Annotated in this window: 19 protein-coding genes; 7 read left to right on the forward strand and 12 right to left on the reverse strand. The window is 71.0% G+C overall.

The annotated features are described in order from the left end of the window. Nucleotides 1–54: 54 nt before the first annotated feature. A complete protein-coding gene (locus Adu01nite_RS34755; protein WP_203733498.1) occupies nt 55–1,722 on the forward strand; it encodes a hypothetical protein in 1,668 nt (555 codons plus the stop codon). On the opposite strand, the gene Adu01nite_RS34760 is transcribed toward Adu01nite_RS34755, so the two are convergent. Next, a complete protein-coding gene (locus Adu01nite_RS34760; protein WP_203733500.1) occupies nt 1,648–2,136 on the reverse strand; it encodes a hypothetical protein in 489 nt (162 codons plus the stop codon). The genes Adu01nite_RS34755 and Adu01nite_RS34760 overlap by 75 nt on opposite strands. A 181-nt stretch (nt 2,137–2,317) precedes the next feature. Here Adu01nite_RS34760 and Adu01nite_RS34765 point away from each other — a divergent pair, with 181 nt between their 5' ends. The 3 genes from Adu01nite_RS34765 (at nt 2,318) to Adu01nite_RS34775 (ending at nt 5,420) form a co-directional block, all read left to right on the forward strand. Further along, nucleotides 2,318–3,316, forward strand: coding sequence for a LuxR C-terminal-related transcriptional regulator (locus Adu01nite_RS34765; RefSeq protein WP_203733502.1), 999 nt, complete (start codon nt 2,318–2,320; stop codon nt 3,314–3,316). A gap of 161 nt (nt 3,317–3,477) precedes the next feature. Further along, nucleotides 3,478–4,044 carry a hypothetical protein gene (locus Adu01nite_RS34770; RefSeq protein ID WP_203733503.1) on the forward strand — a complete coding sequence of 189 codons (567 nt, stop codon included), beginning with the start codon at nt 3,478–3,480 and terminating at the stop codon, nt 4,042–4,044. 488 nt (nt 4,045–4,532) lie between these two features. Next, nucleotides 4,533–5,420: an ABC transporter permease gene (locus Adu01nite_RS34775; protein ID WP_203733505.1), complete on the forward strand. Its 888-nt coding sequence runs from the start codon at nt 4,533–4,535 to the stop codon at nt 5,418–5,420. A gap of 141 nt (nt 5,421–5,561) precedes the next feature. Here Adu01nite_RS34775 and Adu01nite_RS34780 read toward each other — a convergent pair whose 3' ends face one another. The 5 genes from Adu01nite_RS34780 to Adu01nite_RS34800 are packed head-to-tail and all read right to left on the reverse strand — an operon-like array spanning nt 5,562 to nt 12,554. Beyond that, on the reverse strand, nt 5,562–8,294 hold the full coding sequence (locus Adu01nite_RS34780) for a DUF5682 family protein (RefSeq protein ID WP_203733507.1): 2,733 nt from the start codon (nt 8,292–8,294) through the stop codon (nt 5,562–5,564). Next, complete coding sequence (locus Adu01nite_RS34785) at nt 8,291–9,403, reverse strand: ATP-binding protein (RefSeq protein ID WP_203733509.1); 1,113 nt, start codon at nt 9,401–9,403, stop codon at nt 8,291–8,293. The genes Adu01nite_RS34780 and Adu01nite_RS34785 overlap by 4 nt, the downstream gene beginning before the upstream one ends. A 12-nt stretch (nt 9,404–9,415) precedes the next feature. After that, complete coding sequence (locus tag Adu01nite_RS34790; protein ID WP_203733510.1) at nt 9,416–10,699, reverse strand: vWA domain-containing protein; 1,284 nt, start codon at nt 10,697–10,699, stop codon at nt 9,416–9,418. Further along, on the reverse strand, nt 10,696–12,057 hold the full coding sequence (locus tag Adu01nite_RS34795) for a hypothetical protein (protein ID WP_203733512.1): 1,362 nt from the start codon (nt 12,055–12,057) through the stop codon (nt 10,696–10,698). Before Adu01nite_RS34795 ends, Adu01nite_RS34790 begins: the two co-directional genes overlap by 4 nt. Continuing rightward, a complete protein-coding gene (locus Adu01nite_RS34800; RefSeq protein WP_203733514.1) occupies nt 12,057–12,554 on the reverse strand; it encodes a hypothetical protein in 498 nt (165 codons plus the stop codon). The genes Adu01nite_RS34795 and Adu01nite_RS34800 overlap by 1 nt, the downstream gene beginning before the upstream one ends. A 125-nt stretch (nt 12,555–12,679) precedes the next feature. Between Adu01nite_RS34800 and Adu01nite_RS34805 the strand changes: the two genes are divergently transcribed. The 3 genes from Adu01nite_RS34805 (at nt 12,680) to Adu01nite_RS34815 (ending at nt 14,606) form a co-directional block, all read left to right on the forward strand. Next, nucleotides 12,680–13,192, forward strand: a complete 513-nt coding sequence (locus Adu01nite_RS34805) for a hypothetical protein (protein ID WP_203733516.1) — start codon at nt 12,680–12,682, stop codon at nt 13,190–13,192. 90 nt (nt 13,193–13,282) lie between these two features. Further along, nucleotides 13,283–13,627 (forward strand): hypothetical protein, encoded by a 345-nt coding sequence (locus Adu01nite_RS34810; protein ID WP_203733518.1) that lies wholly within the window; start codon nt 13,283–13,285, stop codon nt 13,625–13,627. After that, a complete protein-coding gene (locus Adu01nite_RS34815; protein ID WP_239132923.1) occupies nt 13,617–14,606 on the forward strand; it encodes an ABC transporter substrate-binding protein in 990 nt (329 codons plus the stop codon). Before Adu01nite_RS34810 ends, Adu01nite_RS34815 begins: the two co-directional genes overlap by 11 nt. 7 nt (nt 14,607–14,613) lie before the next feature. On the opposite strand, the gene Adu01nite_RS34820 is transcribed toward Adu01nite_RS34815, so the two are convergent. The 6 genes from Adu01nite_RS34820 to Adu01nite_RS34845 all read right to left on the reverse strand — a co-directional run bounded on the left by Adu01nite_RS34820 (nt 14,614) and on the right by Adu01nite_RS34845 (nt 22,708). After that, a complete protein-coding gene (locus Adu01nite_RS34820; protein WP_203733520.1) occupies nt 14,614–15,576 on the reverse strand; it encodes a pectate lyase family protein in 963 nt (320 codons plus the stop codon). 10 nt (nt 15,577–15,586) lie between these two features. After that, complete coding sequence (locus Adu01nite_RS34825; protein WP_203733522.1) at nt 15,587–16,408, reverse strand: rhamnogalacturonan acetylesterase; 822 nt, start codon at nt 16,406–16,408, stop codon at nt 15,587–15,589. Beyond that, a complete protein-coding gene (locus Adu01nite_RS34830; protein ID WP_239132924.1) occupies nt 16,408–17,817 on the reverse strand; it encodes a pectinesterase family protein in 1,410 nt (469 codons plus the stop codon). The genes Adu01nite_RS34825 and Adu01nite_RS34830 overlap by 1 nt, the downstream gene beginning before the upstream one ends. 234 nt (nt 17,818–18,051) lie before the next feature. Continuing rightward, nucleotides 18,052–18,417 carry a hypothetical protein gene (locus Adu01nite_RS34835; RefSeq protein ID WP_203733526.1) on the reverse strand — a complete coding sequence of 122 codons (366 nt, stop codon included), beginning with the start codon at nt 18,415–18,417 and terminating at the stop codon, nt 18,052–18,054. Further along, nucleotides 18,414–19,562, reverse strand: a complete 1,149-nt coding sequence (locus Adu01nite_RS34840) for an eCIS core domain-containing protein (protein ID WP_203733527.1) — start codon at nt 19,560–19,562, stop codon at nt 18,414–18,416. The genes Adu01nite_RS34835 and Adu01nite_RS34840 overlap by 4 nt, the downstream gene beginning before the upstream one ends. Then, nucleotides 19,559–22,708: a vWA domain-containing protein gene (locus tag Adu01nite_RS34845; RefSeq protein WP_203733529.1), complete on the reverse strand. Its 3,150-nt coding sequence runs from the start codon at nt 22,706–22,708 to the stop codon at nt 19,559–19,561. Before Adu01nite_RS34845 ends, Adu01nite_RS34840 begins: the two co-directional genes overlap by 4 nt. Nucleotides 22,709–22,714: the final 6 nt, after the last annotated feature.

The raw sequence follows: 22,714 nt of genomic DNA on the forward strand, positions 1-22,714 counted from the left end.
AATCCGGTGGCCTGGGCATTCCGGCCCGGGCCGGCCGGGCCTACCGTGGGTCCGGTGCCGGCTCCGGACCCCAACCACGTGTGCACCCCCGAGGAGTTCGTGGCGGCGCTGAACGCCCTTCGCGGGGGCCGGTCCTACAAGGCGCTCGTCCGGGCCTGCCCGGCGCTGCGGCCGAGCACCGTCGGTGACCTGCTCACCGGGAAGTCCACGCCGACCCCGGAGACGCTCACCGCCTTTCTCACCGCGTGCGGCCTCGACCGGGCGGCGCAACGGCCGTGGCTCGCGGCGCGGGATCGGGCGGTGGCCGCCCACCTCACCCCGCCGCCGGGGGCGATCCGGGTGCGGGCGGCGGTGGCCGGGCGGCTCGGCGTGCACCCGTCGATTCGGACGTCGGCCACGGTCGGTGCGCTCACGGCGTACGCAGCAAGGGACTTTGATCTTGATCTTCGGGGGTTGCTGAGGCCGGGCGCGTTCGTGCTGCTGCGTGGCGGGTCGTCGACCGGGAAGACGCGGGCGTTGTTCGAGGCGGTGCGGGAGGCGCTGCCGGACTGGTGGTTGGTCACCGACAGCGCCGGCCAGGCGGGACCGCGGACCGTGCTGTGGCTCGATGAGCTGCAACGATGCCCGGTGCCGGCCGCTGCGATGCGGTCCGTGCTGGCGGCCGGGGCGATCGCGGTCGGCACGCTGTGGCCGGACGACTACAACTGCCGCGTCGCCCCGCGAAACCCCGGACAATCTGATGTGTACGCCGAACAGCGGGACCTTCTCGGCCTGGCGCACGTGATCGACGTGCCGGAGGCGTTCAGCGCCGCCGAGCGCGGCCGGGCCGAGGAGTTGGCCGGTGGCGATCCCCGCCTGCGGATTGCCCTGCGCAGCACCGACGCCGGTGTCACCCAGGTCCTGGCGGCCGGGCCCGAGCTGATCCGGCGCTGGGCGAACGCCGACACCACCGACCCGCGGCAGTGCGCCGGCCGCGCGATCATCACGGCCGCGCTGGACGCCCGGCGCGCCGGCGCCGGCACCCCGGTGACCAGTGAGTTCCTGGCCGCCGCGGCACCGGCCTACCTGACCCCGGCGCAGCGCGCGGCCGCCCCGCCGGACTGGCTCGACCGCGCGCTCGACTACGCCACCACCCGCCTGCACGGCGCCGCCGCCTGTCTCACCCCGGTCGGCGCCGGCATGGCGGTGACGGCCGGCTATCGGACCGCGGACTTCCTGCACCAGCACGCCCGCCGCCTCCGGCGCACCGAGCCGCTGCCGGACACGGTGTGGCAGGCCCTGGTCGACCACCATCCCGGCGACACGCTCGACCTGGCCGACAGCGCCGCCCGCCGGGGCCGGCCGGAGACCGCACAGCTGCTGCGCGGCCGGCTCCCGGCGGTGGAACGGCTACGCCACCTGATCACCGGCGAATGCCACCGGACCCTGGTCAGCGCCGTGATCCGGGACGGCTTCGGCGACGATCCGCTGCATGCGGCGCTGGCCGCCGGCGGCGACTGGGCCGAACTGCGCGAACGCGCCGACCGCGGTCACCCCGGCGCCGCCCGCCACCTGATCGACGGCCTGACCCTGCACGGTGACCGCGACGCCCTGCGGGCCGAGATGCACGCCGGCACCCCGTTGGCCGCGGAACGCACCCGGTCGTTCCTACTGGTGCCACCAACTGGTGCAGCCGCCGATGCCGTCGACCAGGCCGCAGGCCCGGAACACCCAGCTCGATGACGAGTTGGTGCGCTGGGCCGCGCTGGTGTTGGGCGCGTTGTTGGCCGACACGCTGAACGGGCCGCACTGGAGCCAGCCGTTGCCGCCGGTGGTCGACCAGTCGAGCCAGACCTGGTTGCCGGGCCGGGTGTAGCCCGAGCCGTTCTGCCGCGGCTGGATCTTGGCGAAGACCCGGTCCTGCCCGTTGATCGTGCGCCGTTCCAGCGAGACCAGGGTCTGCAGCGCGGAGCCGAGGTGGATGTAGCTCTGGGTGTTGCCGGCCTGGTTGTACGGAATGCTGACGAAACCGTTGCGGCCGTTGGTGCACTCGTCGACCGAGGCGGCGGCCGGCCCGGCGGTCGCGACGACCCCGAGCCCGGTGACGAGCGCGCCCAGCGTGGCCGTTCCGGCGACGGTACGCAGTAGTGATCTCATGGTTCCTCCCCGTGGTGTGCCATCGGTTGGCTGCCGACCATTACGGCACGCCGGGGGCGCCGCGCCGGGTGCCGATCGGCAACCCGTTGCGCAATTGCGCAACCGTCCGTTGTCGACTTTCGGCTCGGTCTTGTGACCTTGCGTGGGCCCTGCTTTAGTCGCGGTCGAACGGGGGAGATTCATGAATATCAAATCAAGCAGAACAGGTACGCCGGTGATCCCGTCGCTCGGCCGCTGGGGGCTGTCCGCGCACGCCGATCTGGTCTATCGGGCCCTCTCGCTGGGTGGGCCGGCCACCGCCGAGCGGCTCACCCGCGAGGTGGACGTGCCGGTCGGCCGGGTCCAGGAGGCCCTCGACGAGCTGGTCGCGGCGGGTGCGGTCCGGCCGGCCCACCGCGGCACCGACCGGGCGTGGGCGGCGGTCGAACCCGACCGGATCGCCCCGATGCTGCACCGCCGGCGGCACCCGGTGGTGGTCAGCGACCGCTATCAGCGGCACCTCGCCGCGATCGCCGGGCTGCATCTGGACCGGTCCCGGCCGGGCATGCTGCGCCGGCTGCCGTCCCGGTCCGCGGCCCGGGCCCGGATCGCCGAGTTGGCCGCGGCCGAGCGGCACGAGCACCTCGCGATCAACACCGAGGAGGTCATCACGCCGACCGTGGTGGCCGCCTCCGACCCGGTCGATCGGGCGCTGCTGGCCCGCGGCGTCCGGATGCGGACGCTCGGCCTGCCCGGCCGCGGGCTGAACTGGCGCGCACCGCTGACCGGCAGCGAGCACCGGGAGGCGGAGGACCTGCCGCTGAAGCTGATGGTCTTCGACCGGCGGGTGGCGGTGTTCCCGGTCGATCCGCTCGACTTCGACGCCGGCGTCTTCGAGCTCCGCGAGCCGGACCCGGTGGCGCGGCTGGTCGAGGTCTTCACCGGCGTGTGGGACGCGGCTGCCGAACCGCCCACGGCCGGCGCGCCGCTCGTGCTCACCCCGCGCGAGCAGTCGATCGTCACCCTGCTCGCCACCGGGCAGAGCGAGGACGCGGTGGCCCACAACCTCGGCCTGAGCCGGCGCACCGTGGTCTACACCCTCCGCTCCCTGATGGACCGGCTCGAGGTGGACAACCGGTTCCAGCTCGCGCTGGTCCTCGGCGCGGCCCAGGCGGTCGCCGTGCCCGGGCGGGATTCCTGATGCGCACGGCACTCGGATCCGCGCTGGTCATGGCTCTGCTCGCGATCGCCGCGCCGGCCGCCGCCGCACCTTCCGCCGCACCTTCCGCCGCGCCTTCCGCGGGGGCTTCCGCCGCACCTTCCGCGGGGGCTTCCGCCGCACCTTCCGCGGGGGCTTCCGCCGTGCCGACGCCGAAGCCGTGGGCGATGGCCCGCTGCGTCGACGGGGCCCTGTCGCCCGGCCTCGTCTACGAGCCGGACATCGAATATCTCGTCGTCACCGGCACCGCCACCCAGTGCGAGGCGCCGACCGCCACCACCGCGCCGACCGGCTACGCCGTCGCCTGGTGGGGGTCCGGCAACTCCAGCGGCACCATCGCCGACTGGGGTATCCGGATGTTCCCGGCGGCGTCGCAGCCGTGGCAGCCGGTCACCGTCGGGTTCGGGGTGGCCGCGTTCCGCGCCCTTCCGGGCCACTACGCCACCTGCCTGATGGAGGCGGCACCCCGCCCGGCCGATACGCCGATCTGGGAGGCGTACCGGGCGGTCCCGGTCAACTGCCTGTCGATCGAGGTCACCCAGGCCGAGGGCGAGGACCCGGTCGCCACCGCGACGCCGCTCGCGGCCGACTCGCCCGAGGTCGCCCGGCGGCCGCTGCGCAAGCCGGACGGCTACACCGGCGAGGTGGTGCCGTGGGGCGACGGTCAGGGCGGCGGCGAGGGCAACGGCAACTGCGGAACCTGCTTCTGACCGGGTCAGTAGCGCCACTTCTGGTTGCCCGGCCCGGAACACGTCGCGATCCGGGCCGGGACGCCGCCCCGACATCAGCAGCTCGCGGGGGCGTTCCCGGAGCGGGTACGCGACCACCATCGCGGACAGCTGCGGGATCGGGTACGCGACCACCATCGCGGACAGCTGCGGGATCGGGTACGCGACCGCCATCGCGGACAGCTGCGGGATCGCGCTCGCGGTCTCGCCCAGCTCCAGGCCCGGGGCGAGGAGCCGGCTCAAGCTCCGGTGGGCCCGGCGATGGCCGGGGACGAACCCCGTGAACAGCGACAACCGCCATGGCCAGACCGTAGGCGGGATCGCCCACCGGCCCGCCGAACGCCACGACGTAACGGTTGCGTCCCTTCGCCGAGTTGGTTATTGTTCGACCTGACGTCGATACGGTGGCGTTGCGTCGTGGCCGCCACGGGGGCGGTTCACGACCGCGCGATCAGGGATCGGAGTTCCGGATGAGCGATCTGCTGGAGGACACCCGTCTCTCCGCCGGCGAGCTGGCCCGGCGCCATGGTCTGGCCTCGACCGGAGCGCTGCCGGGCCTTTCGGCCTACGGTCGGCAGTTGTGGGCGAACCGGCATTTCGTCTCGGCCTACGCCCACGCCAAGACCTCGTCGAGGTTCGGCAGCACCCGGCTCGGGGCGCTCTGGCAGGTGCTGACCCCGCTGCTCAATGCCGCGGTGTACTACCTGATCTTCGGGGTCGTCGCGGACACCCGGGGTGCGGTCGGCAACTTCATCCCGTACCTGTGCTGCGGGGTCTTCGTCTTCGGCTTCACCCAGAGTGTGGTGCAGGGCGGCATCAACCTGATCCGGGGCAACCTGGGGATGATCCGCGCCTTGCACTTTCCGCGCGGCAGCCTGCCGCTGGGCCTGGCCATCGCCGAGGCCCGCAACCTCGTCGCCTCGATGTCCGTGCTCGTCGCGATCGTGCTGCTCACCGGCGAGCGGCTGACCTGGCAATGGCTGATGCTGCTTCCCGCCCTGCTCCTGCAGGCGATCTTCAATGCCGGGCTGGCGATGTGGGCGGCCCGGCTCGGCTCCCAGCTGCCCGATCTCGCCCAGCTGATGCCGTTCATCATCCGGATCTGGCTGTATTCGTCGGCGGTGCTCTACCCGGTCGCCCGGTTCAGCGAGCACCTGCACGGCTGGCAGCTGCGACTGGCCGAGGCCAACCCGCTGCTTGTCTTCATCGAGCTGGTCCGGCTGGCCCTGCTCGAAAACGTGGAACCGGCCGGGACGCCCTCGTTGCTGTGGACGGAAGCCGCGTGCTGGACGGCGGTGGCCGGCCTCGGCGGGTTCGTCTACTTCTGGCGCGGCGAGAAGGAGTACGGCCGCGGCTGACCGGCTGCCCCGGCGGCACGGCCGCGGCTGACCGGCTGCCCCGGCGGCACGGCCGCGGCTGACCAGTTGGTCCGGCGGCACGGCCGCACCGGTCACACGTCAGGGCTGGCTCACCGGCCTGCGCACGGCCGTGGCCGCACGTCAGGATCGGCCCACCAGCATCCGCACGGCCGCGGCCGTCTCCGGGAAGTCGGTCAGCAGCGCCGCGGGGCCGCTGGTGGCGGGCTCCGATGGCGGCCACTCGCCCGGGCAGCCGAGCAACTCGGCGATCGCGTCGGTCGCCGCCGGATGCTCGGCCAGGAAGGCGAACGCCCCGCTCGCCGGAGCGGCCGCCGGCCCGGGGGCCGCGCGGCGGGCGTTCCACGGCGCGGTCCAGTCGTCCAGCGCGGCCAGCGTGCCGGGGAACGTCCGGCCCGCCTCCCGGGTCAGCACCGGGACCAGCTCGGCGGCCTGGGTGCGCAGCGTGGTGATCAGGGTGGGCAGCCACGGCAGCAGCACCGGATCGGGCAGGCGGGCGAACGCGTTCGACAGCGTCTCGACCACGAACGGCGCCAGCCTCGGCACCGGCTCGAGCGCCTGCACGAAACCGCTCACGTACTGCGGGAACGCCGGCACGACCAGCGGGTTGGCCAGCAGCTCGTCCACCCTGGTGCGCAGGTCGGGCAGCGGCAGGGCACCCAATTGATGCTTGGCCGCCCACAGCAGGGCCACCTTGGCCGGCGACTCGGGGTGCGACTGCCGGACCGCCAGCTCCAGCTGGGTGCGGTCGCAGCCGAGCGACAGCGCCAGGCTCTCCATGCTGAACAGGAAGCCGAGCATCGCGCCGACCTGCCGCACGCCGGCGTCGTCGTCGACGAACGCGGTCGGCAGCAGGGTGCAGTAGTGCGCGTAGCCCTCGGTGACGAATCGCTCGCACCAGCCGGGCAGCGCCGGCGCCGTGCTGCGGTAGTGCGCCAGCAGCCGCCGGATGCGCCGCAGCACGACCGGGGCGTCGTCGACCGTGCGTTCGGCGGCCAGCAGCTCGACCGCCCGGGTGCCCAACTCGTCGGTGAGGCGGGGACTGGCCAGGAAGAGCAGTGAGTCCTCGACCGCCTTGAGCGCCACCGCGGCGGTCGCCTTCGGGTCCCAGGCGGCCCGGCGCAGGCGCTGCTCCAGGACCTGCTCGACGGTCACGCCCTCGTAGCCGAGCTCGATCACGGTGCGCTGGTGCCGGCCGAGGTCAAGATCCCAGCTCTCCTGAAAGTGCTTCTCGCCCAGCCGGCGGGAGCCGATCACCGGGCGCACGGCGTGGTCGGGCAGCAGGTAGCGCAGCATCCACAGCAGCTGGGAGCAGGCGGCCAACTCCGGCTTCGCGGCCAGGTCGAGCAGGGCGCGCTGGATGGTGCGCTGTTCCAGGTTGAGCCCGAGCGGGGCGAGCCGGTCGTAGACGTCGCGGGCCAGCGGCGGCAGCGCGTCGTAGCCGACCTGGCCGACCCGGTCGCCGCCGAGCAGGATCTCGCAGAGCCGCTGCACGTCGCGGCGGCCGGGGACGACGTCCTTCTCGATGCAGGTGACCGCGGCGTCGGCGAAGTCATACGGCGTGGGCCGGGCCCGGCCGCGCATGCCGGCCAGCAGGATCGACGTCTCGAAGATCGCGATGGCGTCGGCCGTGCTCGCCAGGTAGCCGCTGCGGCGGGCCAGCCGGACGATGTCCACGCACCAGCCGCGCAGCTCCTCCTCGTCGAGCCCGTCGAGCGCCGGCGGGCCGGAGAGATAACCGGTGAGCTGATCGGCCGGCGCCACCGCGGCGGCCGGTGCGGGCAGCGCCTTACCGGTGCCTTTCTGCCCGGCCAGCTCGAACGGCGTGAGCCGGCTCTTGGTGAGCGACTTCTGCCAGGTGGCGGCGGCGATCGAAACCGAGCCGGGGGCGAGCCCGAACTGCGCCTCGATCGCGGAGTGGCTGCTCGGGATCAGCCCGTACAGCCATTTCGTACCCGTCCGCGGGGTGATCTCGAAGTCGGGGGTGCCGTCGGCCGAACCCACCTCGGCGAGCCGGCTCGCCGCGTGAAAAGCGCCGCAGACATAGAGGCAGTCGGCCCGATCGACGCCGCTCGCGGCCAGGTGCTGACGGATGCGCGTCCACATGTACCGCTCGCGGTCCTCGTCGCTGTCCCACCGCGCGGTGTCGTGCGGCGCCAGCCGCCGGAACAAACTTCCGATCAACACCATCACCTGCCGGTACGTGTCGTGGTCGGCGCCCGCGAGCGGCTGCTCGACGTACTGGTCCCACCACTCCGACCAGTGCCGGACCCGCCCGTGGTGCAGCAGGTGCTCCTCCAGCTCGGCGAAGCGCGGCCGCAGGTCGCCGATCTCGACGCCGACGGCGTCGCCGTGCAGGTCGTCGGCCTCGGGTGCAGCCGGCACGTCGGGCTGCCACTGGAAGACGTGGTCGGTGGACCGGTCGACGAGCACCAGCTCCACCCCGGGGGTCTCCAGCGCGTACGCGATGGCCTGGTATTCGGCGGAGCCCGCGGTGATCGGGGCGATGACGCTCAGCGGCGCCGACTCGACCGGGAAGCCGTCCAGCTCGGACGCGAAGGCCTGCAACGCGACCGGCAGCCGGCAGTTGCGCAGCTCGGTCAGCAGCGGCGCCATGTCCTCGCAGAGCTCCAGGTAGATGACCTTCGGCTGTTTCGCGCGGAGCCGGCGAACCATGGCCAGCGCGGAGGCCGGCGAGTGGTGGCAGACCGGAAAGATCTCCAACGGCTCGCGCAGCGCGTGGTCGACGTCGTCCACCATCCCGGCGAGGATCTCCGGCAGCGCGGCCGGCCCGTCGCCGAGCGCCTCGGCCGCCCCGAGCAGTTGGTCGCGGAGCGCGTCGAAAGGGCTGCTCATGACAGGGTGGCGATCGCCTGGCGGCCGCCCTCCAGGAAGCCGGTCCACTCGCCGCCGTTCTCCTTGCTGCGCGGCTCGACCACGCCGTGCCAGTACTTGTTCAGGATGGCCAGGTCTTCCGGGCTGCGCCGGGCGAGCGAACCGACCAGCGAACCGGCCAGCGTCTCGGCGTTGAGCGACGAGGCGCCGAAGAAGTTGCTGTGCAGGATCGCGTCTTCCAGTACGCCGATCTGCTCAGCGGTGGACAGCGCCGACTCGAGCTTCTCGTCGTCGCTGGTCGCCGCCCCCGCCGCGGCCCGCAGGTCGGCGAAGCTCTGCAGCAGCACGTCGAGCAGCGTGGGCGGCACCTCGAGCTCGATGTTGTGCCGGCGCAGCAGCTCCTCGGTGCGGAACCGGACGATCTCCGCCTCGCTCTTCTTGTTGGTCACCACCGGGATGCGGACGAAGTTGAACCGCCGCTTGAGCGCCGAGGACAGGTCGTTGACCCCGCGGTCGCGGCTGTTCGCGGTCGCGATGATCGAGAAGCCGGGCTTGGCGAAGACGATGTTGTCGGCGTCGAGCTCGGGGATCGACACGTACTTCTCGGAGAGGATGGAGATCAGGGCGTCCTGGACGTCGCTGGTGGAGCGGGTCAGCTCCTCGAAGCGGCCGATCACGCCGCCCTCCATCGCGGTCATGATCGGTGACGGGATCATCGAGGCGCGGGACTGGCCCTTGGCGATCACCATCGAGACGTTCCACGAATACTTGATGTGGTCTTCCGTGGTGCCGGCCGTGCCCTGCACCACCAGCGTGGAGTTGCGGCTGATCGCGGCGGCCAGCAGCTCGGCCAGCCAGCTCTTGCCGGTGCCCGGGTCGCCGATCAGCAGCAGCCCCCGGTCGGAGGCGAGGGTCACGATGGACCGCTCGACGAAACTGCGGTCGCCGTACCACTTCTGCTCGACGTCGCGGTCGAGGCCGTCGGCGCGCTCGGAGCCGAGGATGAACAGGCGCACCATCTTGGGGCTCAGGCGCCAGGAGAACGGCTTCGGCCCGTCGTCGACCGACTCGAGCCAGTCGAGCTCGTCGGCGTACTTGATCTCGGCGGGGGCGCGGAGCATGTCACTCATGTGAAAGGCCTTTCAGGCGATGAAGTTTTTGAGCTCGACCACGAGCTTGCGAATCTGACCGGAGATCACCGGGGTGCCCAGGTCCTTGAAGCGCTGGCGGAACCACGGGTTGACGCTCTGCGTGCCGGAGCTGTTGACCGAGCCGACCGGGATGAAGCGGACGCCGGAGCGGTGCACCGCCTCGATGCCGTCGAGCAGCGGCTGCGACCGGTCGAACTCGTAGAAGTCGGAGATCCACACCATCACGGTGTTGCGCGGGTCGGCGATCTTGGGGCGGGCCAGCGCCATCGCGACCGGGCCGTCGTTGCCGCCGCCGAGGTTGGTGCGCAGCAGCACCTCGAACGGGTCGTGCACCCACGGCGTGAGGTCGAGCGCGCGCGTGTCGTAGGCGATCAGGTGCACGTCCACCTTGGGCAGCCCGGCGAAGATCGACGCGAGGATGGTGCAGTTGACCATCGAGTCGACCATCGACCCGGACTGGTCGACCACCACGATCAGCCGGGCCGGGGTGACCCGTTTCGCGGTCTGCCGGTAGAAGAGCCGGTCGACGTAGAGGCGCTCGTCGTCGGGGTTCCAGTTGGGCAGGTTTTTCCAGATCGTGCGATCGATGTCGAGGTAGCGGAACACCCGCTTCGGCGGGACCGACCGGTCGATCGTGCCCGCGCTCGCCTGCGCGACCTGGGTGCGCAGGACCTCCGCGACCTCGTCGACGAACTGGCGGATCAGCCGCTTGGCGTTGGCGAGCGCGACCCCGTCCAGGTTGTTCTTGTCGCGCAGCAGCTGCTCGATCAGCGACATGCTCGGGGTGAGCTGCTTGGCCAGCTTGGGATCGGCGAGCACCTCGCGCAGGTGCATCCGCTTGACCAGGTCGCCCTCGAGACCGGCCAGCACCTGGCCCTCGGGGCGGCCGCGCAGCTGACCCGGCTCGGCGCCGAGCGCGCGCTCGAACCAGCCGGCGTCGGCCTGCCACCGGGCGAGCCGGCCGGCGCTGACCGCGCCGGAGCCGGTGGCGAACACGTTGAGCAGCAGCTTCGAGGCGAGCGCGGCGCGCCGGACCTCGCCCTCGCGATCGTCGTCGCCCGGCGTCATCAGGCCGTCGAGCTCGGCGGCCAGCTGCGGGAACCGCTGCACCACGGTGTCGATCGAGACGGCCGGGTCGAGCAGCGCCGCGGGCAGGCCGAGGTCGTCGACGATCGCGACACTCGCCGACTCGAGCGCGGCCTGCTCCTCGGGGTCGAAGAGCCGGGCCAGCAGCCGCCAGTAGAGAACCTGTCGCCGATTTTCCGCGGTGCTCATTTGCGCAGCAGCCTTCCCGCGCGCTCGCGCAACACGTCGACCGCGGTGCCGGCGGCCGCTTCCGCCTTGGCCGCCTTGGCCTCGGTGGGGCCGAGCGCCCAGTCGCCGGTGTGCACCACCACCGGCTTCTTGCGGACGGTGGCCTGCAGCGCGATCGGCTGGACCGCCCAGCCGCCGTCGAACCGCAGCAGCCCGATGCAGGCGGTGGACGCCGCGACCAGCTCGGGGGTGAGCGGGCCGGCCGCGGGCAGCCGGTCGACGTCGAGGCCGACGGTGACGCCGCCGAGATCGAACGCGTCGGTGGTCGCGGTGTAGCCCTCCAGCAGCACCGGCTCGGCGAGCACCGCGGGGTGCCGGTCGAGCGGCGCGGTGGACGCCGCAACCGCCCCGGCGAGCAGCACCCGGGCGCTCGCGAACGGATCGGCCGGCTCGCCCGCCGCGGCCCGCGTCTCGTCCCAGATCAGGTCGCCGCCGGCGGTCAGCGCCATCCCGGCCACGTCGAGACTGCGGTGCTCGGCCAGGCCGGCCAGCAGGATCGGGAACGCGGAGAGCATCCGCCACGCGGCCGCACCGCTGATCGTGTCGACCTTGGCCGCGGCCACGCTGGTGCGCACCAGCCGGACCCGGCCGGCCGTTTCGAGCAGGCCATGCACCTGGCACCGGAACACGGTGGGGTGCTCGTGCAGGTCGGCGCCGAGGATCAGGAACCGGCCGTCGACCGGGTCGGCGGGATCGGCGGGCCGGCCGTCCTGGGCGAGGATCAGCGCCCGGGCCCAGAGGTCGGCCCAGCGGCGGACCGGCACCCGCGGCAGGGTGGCGACCGGGGCGGCCGCCCGCAGCTCGGCCGCGAAGCCGTCGAGCAGCACCGCGAGCCGGCGCCGGGACGGCTCGGCCAGCAGCGCCTGCACCGCCGGGGAGCCGCCGGCGGCCAGCTCATGATCGACGCCCCGCCACCCGGCGATCGCCAGCTCGCGCAGCCATGACCGGCTGCCCGCGCTGAGGTGGCCGGCATCGATCGAGGCCGCCGCGACGGGAAACGGCTCGCGGGTGCGGCCGCGCGCGGTGTCGAGGCCGGTGAGCAGCGCGTCGTGGGCGGCGCCGAGCAGGGCCACTCGGCAACCGGCGAGGACGGCCAGGTGTTCGTCGGTCACCGTACCCGAAATGATCTTGCCGATCGCCTCGGTGACCCGCTCCGCCAGCGGGGTCGCCGAGAACGCCGCGACCAGCGCGTCGAGGGCGGCGGCACGATCGTCGTCGAGCCGGGCCAGGCCGTGCACGAGAGCATCGTCGAGGCCGTCGACCAGGCCGAACGCCTCGTCGAGCCCGGCCGGGTGGGCGCGGAGCGCGTCGGCGAGCATCAGCGCACCGCGCCGGCGGCCGGGAACCACTGCAGCTCGGGCAGCGGATCGGTGGTCGGCGGCAACTCCAGATAGGCGAGGTGGCGCAGGAAGCTGCTGAACACCTCGGGGGTGCGGCCGGGCGCGGCGACCGGGTGCAGCGCCGGCCAGATGTCGGTCTCGTCCTCGGGCGGCTCGACCCGTAGGTAGCGGGCGACGCGATCGGCACCATACTGCGCGACCGCGGCGTCGACCAGCGCGCGCAGGTGGTTGCAGGGGTGGGCGCCGCTGAGCCCGCCGCACGGACGGTTGTTGTTGGTGTTGCAGCTCAGGCCGTGCTCGCCCGCGGTGATCGACGAGACGTAGACCCGGGCGGGGTCCGACCCGCTCGACACCACCCCCTGCAACCGGCCCTCGGCAAGCTCCACGAACGGCACCTTGGCCAGCTTGCGTGGCCGCACGGGCGCGATGACCGGGGCTGCGCCGCGCCGCTCGTAGGCGACACCCTCGCTTGTCACAACCGAACCTCCTCACGAACAGGTGCGCGTAGTTGTATCGGATGGGTCCGACAAAACTTGCGCCAAGGCTCAACTCGCCTGGTCAGCGGCCGATCCGGAGCTTCCCCCGACCGTGGAGGCCGGCTGTGAGCTTGTCCCGATACGTCGCCCGGACCGCCGGGTTCGCGTTGATCTACCTGCTGGCCCTGTTCGCCGGGTCGGCAACCGACGGGATCGTGTGGCCGGCCGCCGCGGTGGGCGCGATCTGGCTGGTCGCGCAGGCCGGGCACGGCCCGCTCCGCTACAGCGTGCTCCCGATGATGGTGCTGTCCGCGCTGGTCCCGTCGACCGGCGATCTGCTGGCCGGGCTGACCCAGGCCGTCCCCCAGGTGGTGCCGGCGGTGCTGTTCGCCTGGCTGGTCCAGCGATGGCAGGGCGGCAACCGCACGGCCGTCGTGGCCGGGGCCGCCGCAACGGCGGCCTTCGCCGGTGTGGTGCTGCAGGGCGCGATCGCCGCCGCCGACTTCGAGTGGGCCGCAGCCGGCTACGCGCTGGCCCGGGACACGGTCACCGTCTTCGTGGCGGTGCTGCTGATCCGCTCCATCACGTCCAGGCAAGAAGAGGCAGCGAAACCCCGCCGTCTCTACGTCGTCCGCTGAACCAATCAGCTCTGGCGGGTCTACGGCCACTACTGACCCGCCCACACAGCCGGTCCGGCCTGAAACACCTTCGCTCACTACCGTGGCCGGGTGCATCTCTGGCAATGCGCCCTGTGGGGACTGCTCGGCGGCGCTGTCGTCGAGGGCCTCGAATGGGCCACCATCATGCGCAACGGACGCTGGCCCTGGAACAAACGGCGCCGGGCCGGCCCGCTCGTGGCCTCGATCCTGATCCGTCTCGGCGCCGGTGCGGGCCTGGCCGCGGCGGTCGGCGCCAGCGGCCCGATCAGCGTTCTCGGCACCTTCAGCGTCGGCGTCGGCGCACCCCTGATCATCGAGAAGATCGCGCAGCAGGTCCCGCCGGAGATCACACAGAATGCCCCGGTTCCGGAGAATGCCGGGCTGAGCCGGCCGGAGGCTGCCGATGCGGCCTGACGGATTCGCCGCCCAGCTCATCCGGGCGCTGGCCCGCGACAGCGCACCCTATGACAGCCGCCGCCGTGCGCCGACGACGCTCGGCCCGATCGCGGCGGCCGCCGCGATGGTGCTGGTGGTGACCGTAGGCGTGCCCGCCATTCGCGGACGTTTCACCGGAGTCGAGCCGCTTGCCACACCGCGCCCGGTCACGATCCCGAGCGTGTCTGTCGATGCCACGCTCGCCGCCAAGGTGCCGTCCGACATCAGGGCGAGAGGCAGGCTGGTGGTCGGCGTGGCCCCGACGTACGAGCCGAGCGATTTCCTGGACGCTGATGGCAGGACGGTGATCGGCTTCGACGTCGACCTGTTCAACGCGGTCGCCGGCAAGCTGGGAATGACGCCGCAGTGGCAGTCGGCGCCGCGCCAAGACATGATCCAAGGCGCGATCAGCGCCAAGTACGACGTCAGCGTCTCGTCCCTCACGATCACCATGGACCGACTGAGATACGTCACGATGGTGTCCTACTTCGTGGCCGGCGCCCAGTGGGCGGCCAAGGCCGGTGCCGAGATCAGCGCCGACGACGCCTGCGGGCGGAAGGTCGCGGTGCGGACCGCAACGGTGGAGGTCGACGACCTCAACGTCCGATCGAGGACCTGCACCGATGCCGGCAAAGCCAAGATCACCATCGACCGGTACCCGACGCTGGCCGACGTCACGAACGCCGTGCTGACCGGCAAGGACGACGCGATGATCGCCGAGTCGCCGGCGTCCGCCTACGCGGTGAAGCAGGCCGACGGCCGACTGAGGCTGGTGGGCAACATGTACGGATCCACGGCCTACGGCTACGCGGTGTCGAAGAACCGGACCGACCTGGCCGACGTGCTCAAGCAGGCGATCGAAGCGCTGATCGCGGACGGTACGTACGAGGCCATCCTCGCCAAGTGGGGCGTCCAGACCGGCGGGATCGCCGTTCCTACGGTGAGACCGCCGGCCTGAACGGTGCCTAGAGCTTTCCGGTGCCCGCCCCGGCGATCACGGTAGCCTTCACGGTGCTGTTGGCCTCCGGGGTGTACGAGTACGGGATCGCGGCCACGCTGCCCGGGTTGCGGACCTCCTCCGTACCCGAATTGACCTTGTAGTTGTTGAGGACCTTGAGGTTGCCCGGGTCGGACTCGGCCACCGTGGTGATGGTCGGTTTGGCCACGTTCTCGAAGTAGTTGCGCTCCACGAAGACGCCCGCGTTCATCGCCGAGCCCACGCCGTACGATCCGATGTTGCTGTAGTAGTTGTTGAGAACGTGAACCGGGTTGCCGAAGCGGACCCGGGGATGCCGCTGGTTGGTGCCGTCGAACCAGTTGTGCACGTAGGTCACCCGCAGATGCCCGATGTCCTGGGCGCCGTTGGCGTCGTCGTGCCCGAGCAGCATCGACTTGTCGTGGTCGTGCAGGTGGTTCCAGGAGACGGTGATGAAGTCGGAGCCACGCTTGATGTCGATCAGCCCGTCGTAGCCGTTGGACAGATCGTTGTGGTCGATCCACACGTTGGTGGTGCCGGACTGCACGTTGATCGAGTCGTCACTGGCGTTCTTGAAGACCAGGTTCCGGATGATCACGTTCTTGACGCCGGAGAGGTTGAACCCGCCTCCGGTCACGCCCGAACTGGCGCCGGAGCCGAGGATCGTCTTGTTCGATGCGACGGTGTACATCCCGGCGATCGTGATCATGCCGGAGATCTTCACGGTCTGCGAGGTGGTGGAGGTGAGCGCCGTCTTGAGCGCGGCCGCGGTGGTCACGGTCACGACGGTGCCCTTGGCGCCACCGGCGGTGCCGCCGTTCATCGAAGCGAAACCGACCGGGCTGGACTCGGCCGCGGCGGCATCGAGCTGGCTGACGGCGATCAGGGAGCCGGCGACGACGGCCGCCGAAACGACGGCGACGAGGCGCCTACGGGGGAATTTGATGGACATGGGGGATCCTTCAGTAGGGGGCGGTCGTCGGCCAGACGATCTTGCTGTCGGGGATGTTGACGGTGGTGAGCTGCTTGAACACCTCGGCGGGCAGCACTGCCTGGCTCTGCAGGGCGAGGCCGATCAGCCGGGCGACCTCGATCGCCCCGTGGGCCTGGAAGTGCGTGTTGTCCTCGACGCCGGCCGGGTAGTTGGCGCTCTGCCCGGCCGCCAGGAACAGGAAGCACGACTTGGTTCCCTCGACGCCGAGCCGGTTCCAGAGCGCCATGCTGGACGCGCTGAGGTCGACGAGCGGCACGCCCTTGGCCGCGGCGAGTTCGCGCATCGCGGCCGGGTAGGCGCCGTGCGACGCGGTGGCCACCCCGGCGCTGGTGAAGCGGCGCCGTTCGACCGGGGTGATCAGAACCGGTTTCGCGCCCTTGGCCCGGGCCTTGTCGACGTACTGGCTGAGGTACGACTTGTAGGTGGTCGACGGCTCGGTGTAGCGGGTCGGGTCGTCGACCTTCTCGTCGTTGTGCCCGAACGAGATCAGCAGATAGTCGCCGCTCTTGATCAGGCCCAGGATGTGGTCGAGCCGGCCCAGGTCGATGAAGCTCTTGGAACTGGCGCCGGACTTGGCCACGTTCACCACGGTCGCGTCCGCCGTCAGGAAGAGCTGCAGCGCCTGCCCCCATCCGGTCCTCGGCTGGTAGCCGGTGACATACGTCGACGCCGTCGAGTCCCCGGCCACGTACACCTTCGCGGCGGTCGCGGCCGACGCGGGGAGCTCGCCGAAGGCGACGGCGGCCACCCCGGCCAGGCCGCCTGCCAGCACGGATCTGCGGGTGCCCATCAGCCGACCGGGTTCCACGCGTCGGTGCCGGCCAGATATTTCTGCGGGGTGTAATTCGCGGCCTGCGCGTCGGTCAGCTGCGGGCGGTTGCTGTTGACCGTCGCGCCCGAGCCGGTGTTCTTGTATTCGAGGAAACGCGCGTTCTGCCACGTGTTCGTGGACATGTTGATCCACGGCTGGGCGGTGGCGATGGTCGCGCTCAGCGACGATTCCCGATAGAGCACCTGCGCGCCCTGCCCCCACGGCCGGCCGAGCTGAGTGGTGTTGTTCGTGGCACCGGTGATCGTCGATTTGTAGATGAGGAAGCCGTACGTCTGGGTCGCCGGGGTGTTCGCCGCGGTGATCGGCCCGCCGGTGCTGCGCTTCTCGTAAATGGTGCAGGCGTTGAAGACCGCGCTGCCGTTGCCGTAGATGAAGTCGACGGTGCCCTCGATGTAGGAGTTCGCGATGTACGCGCGGGCACTGTTGTAGATCAGCAGGGTGTCCTGATCGGCGGTGATCCGCACGTTCTTGAGGACGGCCTTGTCGCCGTACAGCGCCAGGGCGAGTGCCTGCGACGCGGCCACCGTCTCGTCGTAATCGTTGTTGAACGTCAGATTGGTGGCGTTGAATTCTTTGGCCTGCACGTAAACCGTGGCCGAGCCGGTGGTGCCGGCCGTCGAAGCAGGCTTGTTGTTCACGATCACCGTGTTGGCCGGGCCGGAACCGAGCCCCTGGAACGTGATGAACGGCTTGTTCGACGGAATGACCACGCTCTCCCGGTAGGTCCCGGCCTTGATCGCGATGGTCACCCGGCTGGTGTTGCCGGCCGGCACCGCGTCGACCGCCGCCTGCACGGTGCTGTACTGCCCGGTGCCGTCCTTCGCCACGACCAGGCTGCCCGCCGGAGCCGTACTCCCGACCGGATTGAACGCCCATTGTTTGTTGGAGTTCGCGGTGCAGGTCTCCTGGATGATCGCCGCCCCGGAGGCCGTCGACGCATCCTTGTCGGAAAGGCAGAGACCACTGCCGACCCCGATGATCTGGTACGTTCCGGAGCCGCTCGCCGTCAATTTCCACTGCTGGTTGGTCTGACTCGACACGCAGGTGTATTGCTGGATCTGCACGCCGGAGCTGGTGGAGTAGCCCGGCACGTCGATGCACTTACCGCTGTTGACGTTGACCAATTGGTAGTTGGAGCCGACCGCGACCAGCTTGAACTGCTGCCACGTCGCGCCGTCCGCACAGCCCCACTGCTGCAGCAGCGCACTGTTGTCCTTCGACCCGGCGGTCACGTCGATGCACATGCCGCTCTTGGTCACCGCCAGCTGATACGTACTGCCGGCGACCGGGACGGCGGCCGCCTCCGACGGCAGCGCCGCATAACCGATCAGGGCGCCGGGGACGGCCAGCACCACAGCGGCCAGCAACAGCCGCGTCCTTCTTCGAATCCCGGACATCTCCAGGTTCCCCTCACGACGAAGTAGCCCGGATCCGACGGCTGGGAGCGGATCGGCCCGGGATGGTCGTTACGTGAGGTAGATGCCGGTCGATGCAGGCGGACAACAGAAAAACGCGACCGAATTCCGGCTACCGCCCGATCCGCCTGGTCTTCGACCAGCCTGACGCGCGCCGTGGAGGGCCATCGCCCGCCACGGCTTCCGTCATCCGCCGGCCGGCCGGTGTGCCAGCGTTACCGCGGCAAGGCCGTCGAGCCGGACGCACCGCGGGATCGGCTCCGCCACCGCGCCGGCCAAGTCGACGGCCGCGGCCTCGGCCGGCGAGGCAAACTCGCCACCGAGCTGGACGAGCAGCAGGTGGACCTGGCCCGCATAGGCCGGCCGCACCGAGTCGAGCGCGACGTCCTCGTCGACGAGCCGATCGTCGCCGACCGGCAGCAGTCGCACCAGGCGCACGACGTCGTCGACCCGGAACAGTCGCACCACGCCGTTCTCGGCCAGCACCAGCACATCGCCGGGCCGGCAGCGGGGTGCGCCGGGTGGCCACGGCGTGTCGAGCACCGAGGTCACGGCTTCTTCCCCGGCAGGCACGGCAGGCAGAACGACGACTCGGCGAAATTGGCGCGCACCTTGTAGATAGGATTGCCCGCTTTGTCGGTCACCGGCTTGTCCGCGGCATCATTGGTGCGGGCCTGATCCCTGGGCACCGGTTTGAAACTCATTCCGGTGCCCGGCCCGTACACCTTTCGATGGCCGTTCTTCGTCCACACCTCGCTGGGCGGATTGGGGAGCGGGTCGCCGTCGGTCGGGCCACCCACGGTGTGGAAGTCCCGGGACATCGGAGTCCGGCTGCCGTCGGCGTATTCGAGGCCGACGTCGTACTCCCAGAGCCAATGCTGCACGTCGCCGACCGAGCCGCACACGCCCGTGGCCGAGACCGGTTTTCCCTTGGCCAGAAGGGCCTTGGTGTCCGGCAGCGACTTGAAGTCGTAGGAACGGTGCGCCAGTCCCGCGCAGTTGTAGGCGTTGAGATCCTTCGACGTGTCGTAGCCGTCATAGGGCGGGCAGTTGAGGGCGCCGCTGCTTTTCCGGGCCAGTTTCGGCCCGGTGGCGTGGCCCTGCTGCACGACGTGGGTGAGCTCGTGGGCGATGAGCCGCAGGCCGGCGTCCGAGCCGGGCTGGAAGCGGCCCGCCGCGAAGAAGACGTCACGGCCGGTGGTGACGGCGTGCGCGCCGACCGAGCGGGACAACCTGTCGGCGGCGGCGTCGCGATGGATCCGCACGTCCAGGGACCGGCCGAAACTGTTCTCCATCAGCGTCTGCACGGGTCCGGGCAGCGGCTCGCCGCCGGACGCGCGGGCGGCGGTCAGCGTCGAGGCCACGTCCGGCCGGTCGCCGCCGCCGCTGATGCCGGAGTCCTTCGCGGCCAGGTCGTCCTCGTCGCCGTCCCCCATGGCGACCGAGCGCATCACCTGGTCGGCGACATGGTCGGCCTCGATCTCCTCCGGGTCGGACGGCTCACTGACCTCCGGGCTGCGCTGCAGGGACGCCCGCGCCCGCTCCTCCGGGCCGCAGTCGCACGGGGTGGGACCGCAGCGCAGCACCCGGTTGCCGATCAGCCGCCGGATGTCCGGCGCGGCCGTCTCCGGACGGTGTGCCGCACGGACCCCCGGTGGCTCGGCATCGGGGGCCCGCACGGCCATCTCGTGGCTCATCGCTCACGCCTCGGCGCCGGCCACCAGCGCCACCACGAGCACCAGCGGCAGAAGCGGCCGCCGTACGGCACGTGCCGTTCGATCTTCAGGACGCCGACGCCGGTCAGGCAGGCCCCCGGCGAGGTCAGCGGCAGGCCGGCGTCGTCCCGGATCCGGCCGCTCGTGTCGGTCACCCGGATCCCCCGGGTGGCGTCGAGGCCGGCGTCGCGCAGCCGGAACGACTGGGTCAGGCCGGGCGACTCGCCGAGCGGCACCCAGCGCTTGGCCCGTACGTCGAACGCCTCCACCCGATAGCCGCGCCCCTCGTGACCGGGGTCGACGAAGACCGTGACGTCGTCGTGCGAGCGGGTCGCCACGATGGCGTGGTCGCGGATGGCCACGGTGAGCCGGCCGTGCCCGCCGAGGGCCAGGAACTGGTTGGTGGGCTTGGCGACGACCGTGCCGAGCGCGGCCGCCGGGTCGGCGTGCGTGTTGGCGTCCTTGATGGCGCCGGGCGTGAACGAGAGCACCTCGTCGACGAAGTAGAGGTCGTCGAGCGGCGGGATCGGCCGGACCGTGACGACCGGCTCGCCGAGCGATTCGAGGCCGACCGACGGCGCGGTCCCGGGCGGGAACGTGATCTCCTGCTGGTAGCTGCCGTCGACGTTGTTGACCAGCGGTCCGCTCGTCTCGAACCCACTGCCGACGATCTGCACGAGCCCGCCGGGCAGCGGTTCGGCGATGATGACGTTCCCGAACCGGTCCTTCGGGATGGCCACCACGGTGGCGGTCCCGGGCGCGGTCTGCTGGATGCTCAGCACGGTCGAGGCCGCCTCGGGCCGCACCAGCACCTGCACCGACGCCTGGGCCTCGCGCCGGTATTCGACCCCGTCCTCGGTGGTGCCGATCGCCGTCACGTAGAAGTCGCGCCGCTCCGGAACGCCGGACCCGGCGACCGTCGCCTGATAGCGGCCGGCATTGAGCACGTCGTTCATGGTGACCACGCCGGGCTGGGTGAACGGATCGAACATGAGACCGGCGATCTCCGCACCGAGCCCCTTGATGCCGGCCGGCGACGTGTCCTTCCCGGCGAGCCGCTGCCGCGCCTCCTCCAACGCCTCCTCCGGTACGACCTGGGCGGCGAGCCAGTTCGCGAAGGCCTGCCCGGGTTCGAGCGTCGACAGAACAACCGATTGCTTGCGTACGGGCAGACCGCGCGCGGTCAGCTTGGCCGTGACGCCGATCGGGTCACCCGCGAAGTACTCGGCCCGGTCCATCTCCAGCCGCAGCAGCAGCGTCGACTCCATCAGCACGTCGTAGGTGTACCGCTCGTACACCTGGGGTGGTCCGACCGGCCCGGCCGCGGCGAGTCCGATGATCGGCGGGACGGTGACGAGCATGGTCCACGTGCCCGGGTGGGCGGCCATGAAGTCCGCGTCGACGTAGTAGGCGCTGCTCCGCTGCCCGGCCTGGAACCGGATGTTCGGGAAGGGGCCGTGACCGGCGCTGTCCGCGGTGATGATGCCGCAGTCGGGGGTGAGGAGCGCGAGTTCCAGCCGGCCGTCCTGCGGAGTGTTCCAGTTGATCGTGAAAGCGGCCCGGCCGTCGTACGGGGTGACCTGGATGTCGTGCCGGGCCTCGCCCTGGCCGGACAGGAATACCGCGTCGGGGTCGCGTGATGTCCCGGTCTTCACGGTGAGCTGCGCCTTGATGGGTGCCGACAGCGCGGCGGCCAGGTCGGTCGCCGAGGTATTCGGCCGCTCGACGGCGATGATGTTGCCGCCGTTCACGGCGCCGCCCTCGAACGAGCCCGTCTGCAACTGGGTGAGCAGGTCGAACTGGACGTTGCTCTGCGGCTTCCGGCCGTACCCGATCGCGAAGAGATGGATCTTCTTCTCCCGCAGCACGCTGCCGTTCGGCGGGACGAACTCGGTGGGGCTGTGCTGGCCGGAGTTGTGCGCGCCGTCGCTGAACAGGATGATCCAGCGCCGGTTGCCGGTCTCCGCGCTGAAGACCGAAGCGCCGGCACCGACCAGGTGGTTGAGCCCGTCACCCATCGGGGTGCTGTTGAACGGCACCAGATCGTTGATGTGCTTCAGCAACTCGTCGCTGAACATGTCCGGGATGGCTTGCTTGGCGATGACCTCATAGGTCGTGTCGTTCCCGGGCGTGCCCTGCGGGAACTGGAACACCCCGAAATCGCCGTGGCCGGTCCCGAAGTGCGCCAATTTGCCGAGGAACGGCTTGAGTCCGTCCTTGAGCTGGGCCAGCCGGGAGTTGGGATCTCGGTCGGGCAGCGAATTGCCGTCGAAGTCCCAGCCCATGCTGCCGGAGACGTCGAGAAGCATGTGCACCTCGAGGCTGGCCGCGACCGCGGTCAGAACGACCTGCCGGTTGTGGCCCGCGACGACGCCCGCACCGGTGTCGACCGGGTCGGTGGTCACCGTGAGCGTCTGGTTCACCGAGGTCGCGCTGTTACCGACCGGCGCGTACACCACCGGCAGGTCGAACGTGTCGCCCGGCCCGACGGGGGTCATGAGGGGGGTGTTCACGTCGCCGAGGGTCACGGTGCCGGGCAGGGCCGGTGTCGTCCCGGTGACTTTGAACGTGCCGGTGCCCATGTTCTTGACGGTCAGGGTCTCGGTGAGCTTGTCGCCGTTGAGCAGGTTGTACGCGAGGGTCGGCGTCACCACGTCGATCCACGGTTGCTGCGTCTCAGTGAGCGAGTCGCCCACGACCACGATGGACTTGCGGTCGGGGGCCTTGCCGGTGATCGAGAGTTGCCAGATCAGCGGCGGAGGGTTCGTATCCCGGAACGCGAACTTGATCAGATAGACCACCGCCTGGTTGGCACCGTTCAGGACCTTCACCAGCCGCTGGATGTCGCCCACATCATCGGACGAATTGGGCGGGAAGACCGATCCGTTCTGCTGCTCGGACACCGTGACCGCGGGACCGAACACGGTGTCCGTCGCCCGCCTTGCCGCCAGCTTGAACGTGGGGACCGGGCCTGGTGGAGACATCGACACCCGGATGAACATCTCCATGTCGGATCCGGGGTCCACCGATGTACCCGCGTGCTGGTCGGTGATCGTGATGGTCGTCGTCTGTCCGTCGAGAATAGAGAAGGGCTTGTTCGTAGGGTCCGCGTAGATGTCGAAGCTCACGGCGCT

Source organism: Paractinoplanes durhamensis, assembly GCF_016862175.1.
GTDB lineage: Bacteria > Actinomycetota > Actinomycetes > Mycobacteriales > Micromonosporaceae > Actinoplanes > Actinoplanes durhamensis.

Bases quoted from the DNA above. Each gene is read 5' to 3' on its own strand.
- Adu01nite_RS34760 (WP_203733500.1), bottom strand. From the start codon at position 2,136: ATGAGATCACTACTGCGTACCGTCGCCGGAACGGCCACGCTGGGCGCG.
- Adu01nite_RS34765 (WP_203733502.1), top strand. From the start codon at position 2,318: ATGAATATCAAATCAAGCAGAACAGGTACGCCGGTGATCCCGTCGCTC.
- Adu01nite_RS34775 (WP_203733505.1), top strand. From the start codon at position 4,533: ATGAGCGATCTGCTGGAGGACACCCGTCTCTCCGCCGGCGAGCTGGCC.
- Adu01nite_RS34780 (WP_203733507.1), bottom strand. From the start codon at position 8,294: ATGAGCAGCCCTTTCGACGCGCTCCGCGACCAACTGCTCGGGGCGGCC.
- Adu01nite_RS34785 (WP_203733509.1), bottom strand. From the start codon at position 9,403: ATGAGTGACATGCTCCGCGCCCCCGCCGAGATCAAGTACGCCGACGAG.
- Adu01nite_RS34790 (WP_203733510.1), bottom strand. From the start codon at position 10,699: ATGAGCACCGCGGAAAATCGGCGACAGGTTCTCTACTGGCGGCTGCTG.
- Adu01nite_RS34795 (WP_203733512.1), bottom strand. From the start codon at position 12,057: ATGCTCGCCGACGCGCTCCGCGCCCACCCGGCCGGGCTCGACGAGGCG.
- Adu01nite_RS34815 (WP_239132923.1), top strand. From the start codon at position 13,617: ATGCGGCCTGACGGATTCGCCGCCCAGCTCATCCGGGCGCTGGCCCGC.
- Adu01nite_RS34820 (WP_203733520.1), bottom strand. From the start codon at position 15,576: ATGTCCATCAAATTCCCCCGTAGGCGCCTCGTCGCCGTCGTTTCGGCG.
- Adu01nite_RS34825 (WP_203733522.1), bottom strand. From the start codon at position 16,408: ATGGGCACCCGCAGATCCGTGCTGGCAGGCGGCCTGGCCGGGGTGGCC.
- Adu01nite_RS34840 (WP_203733527.1), bottom strand. From the start codon at position 19,562: ATGAGCCACGAGATGGCCGTGCGGGCCCCCGATGCCGAGCCACCGGGG.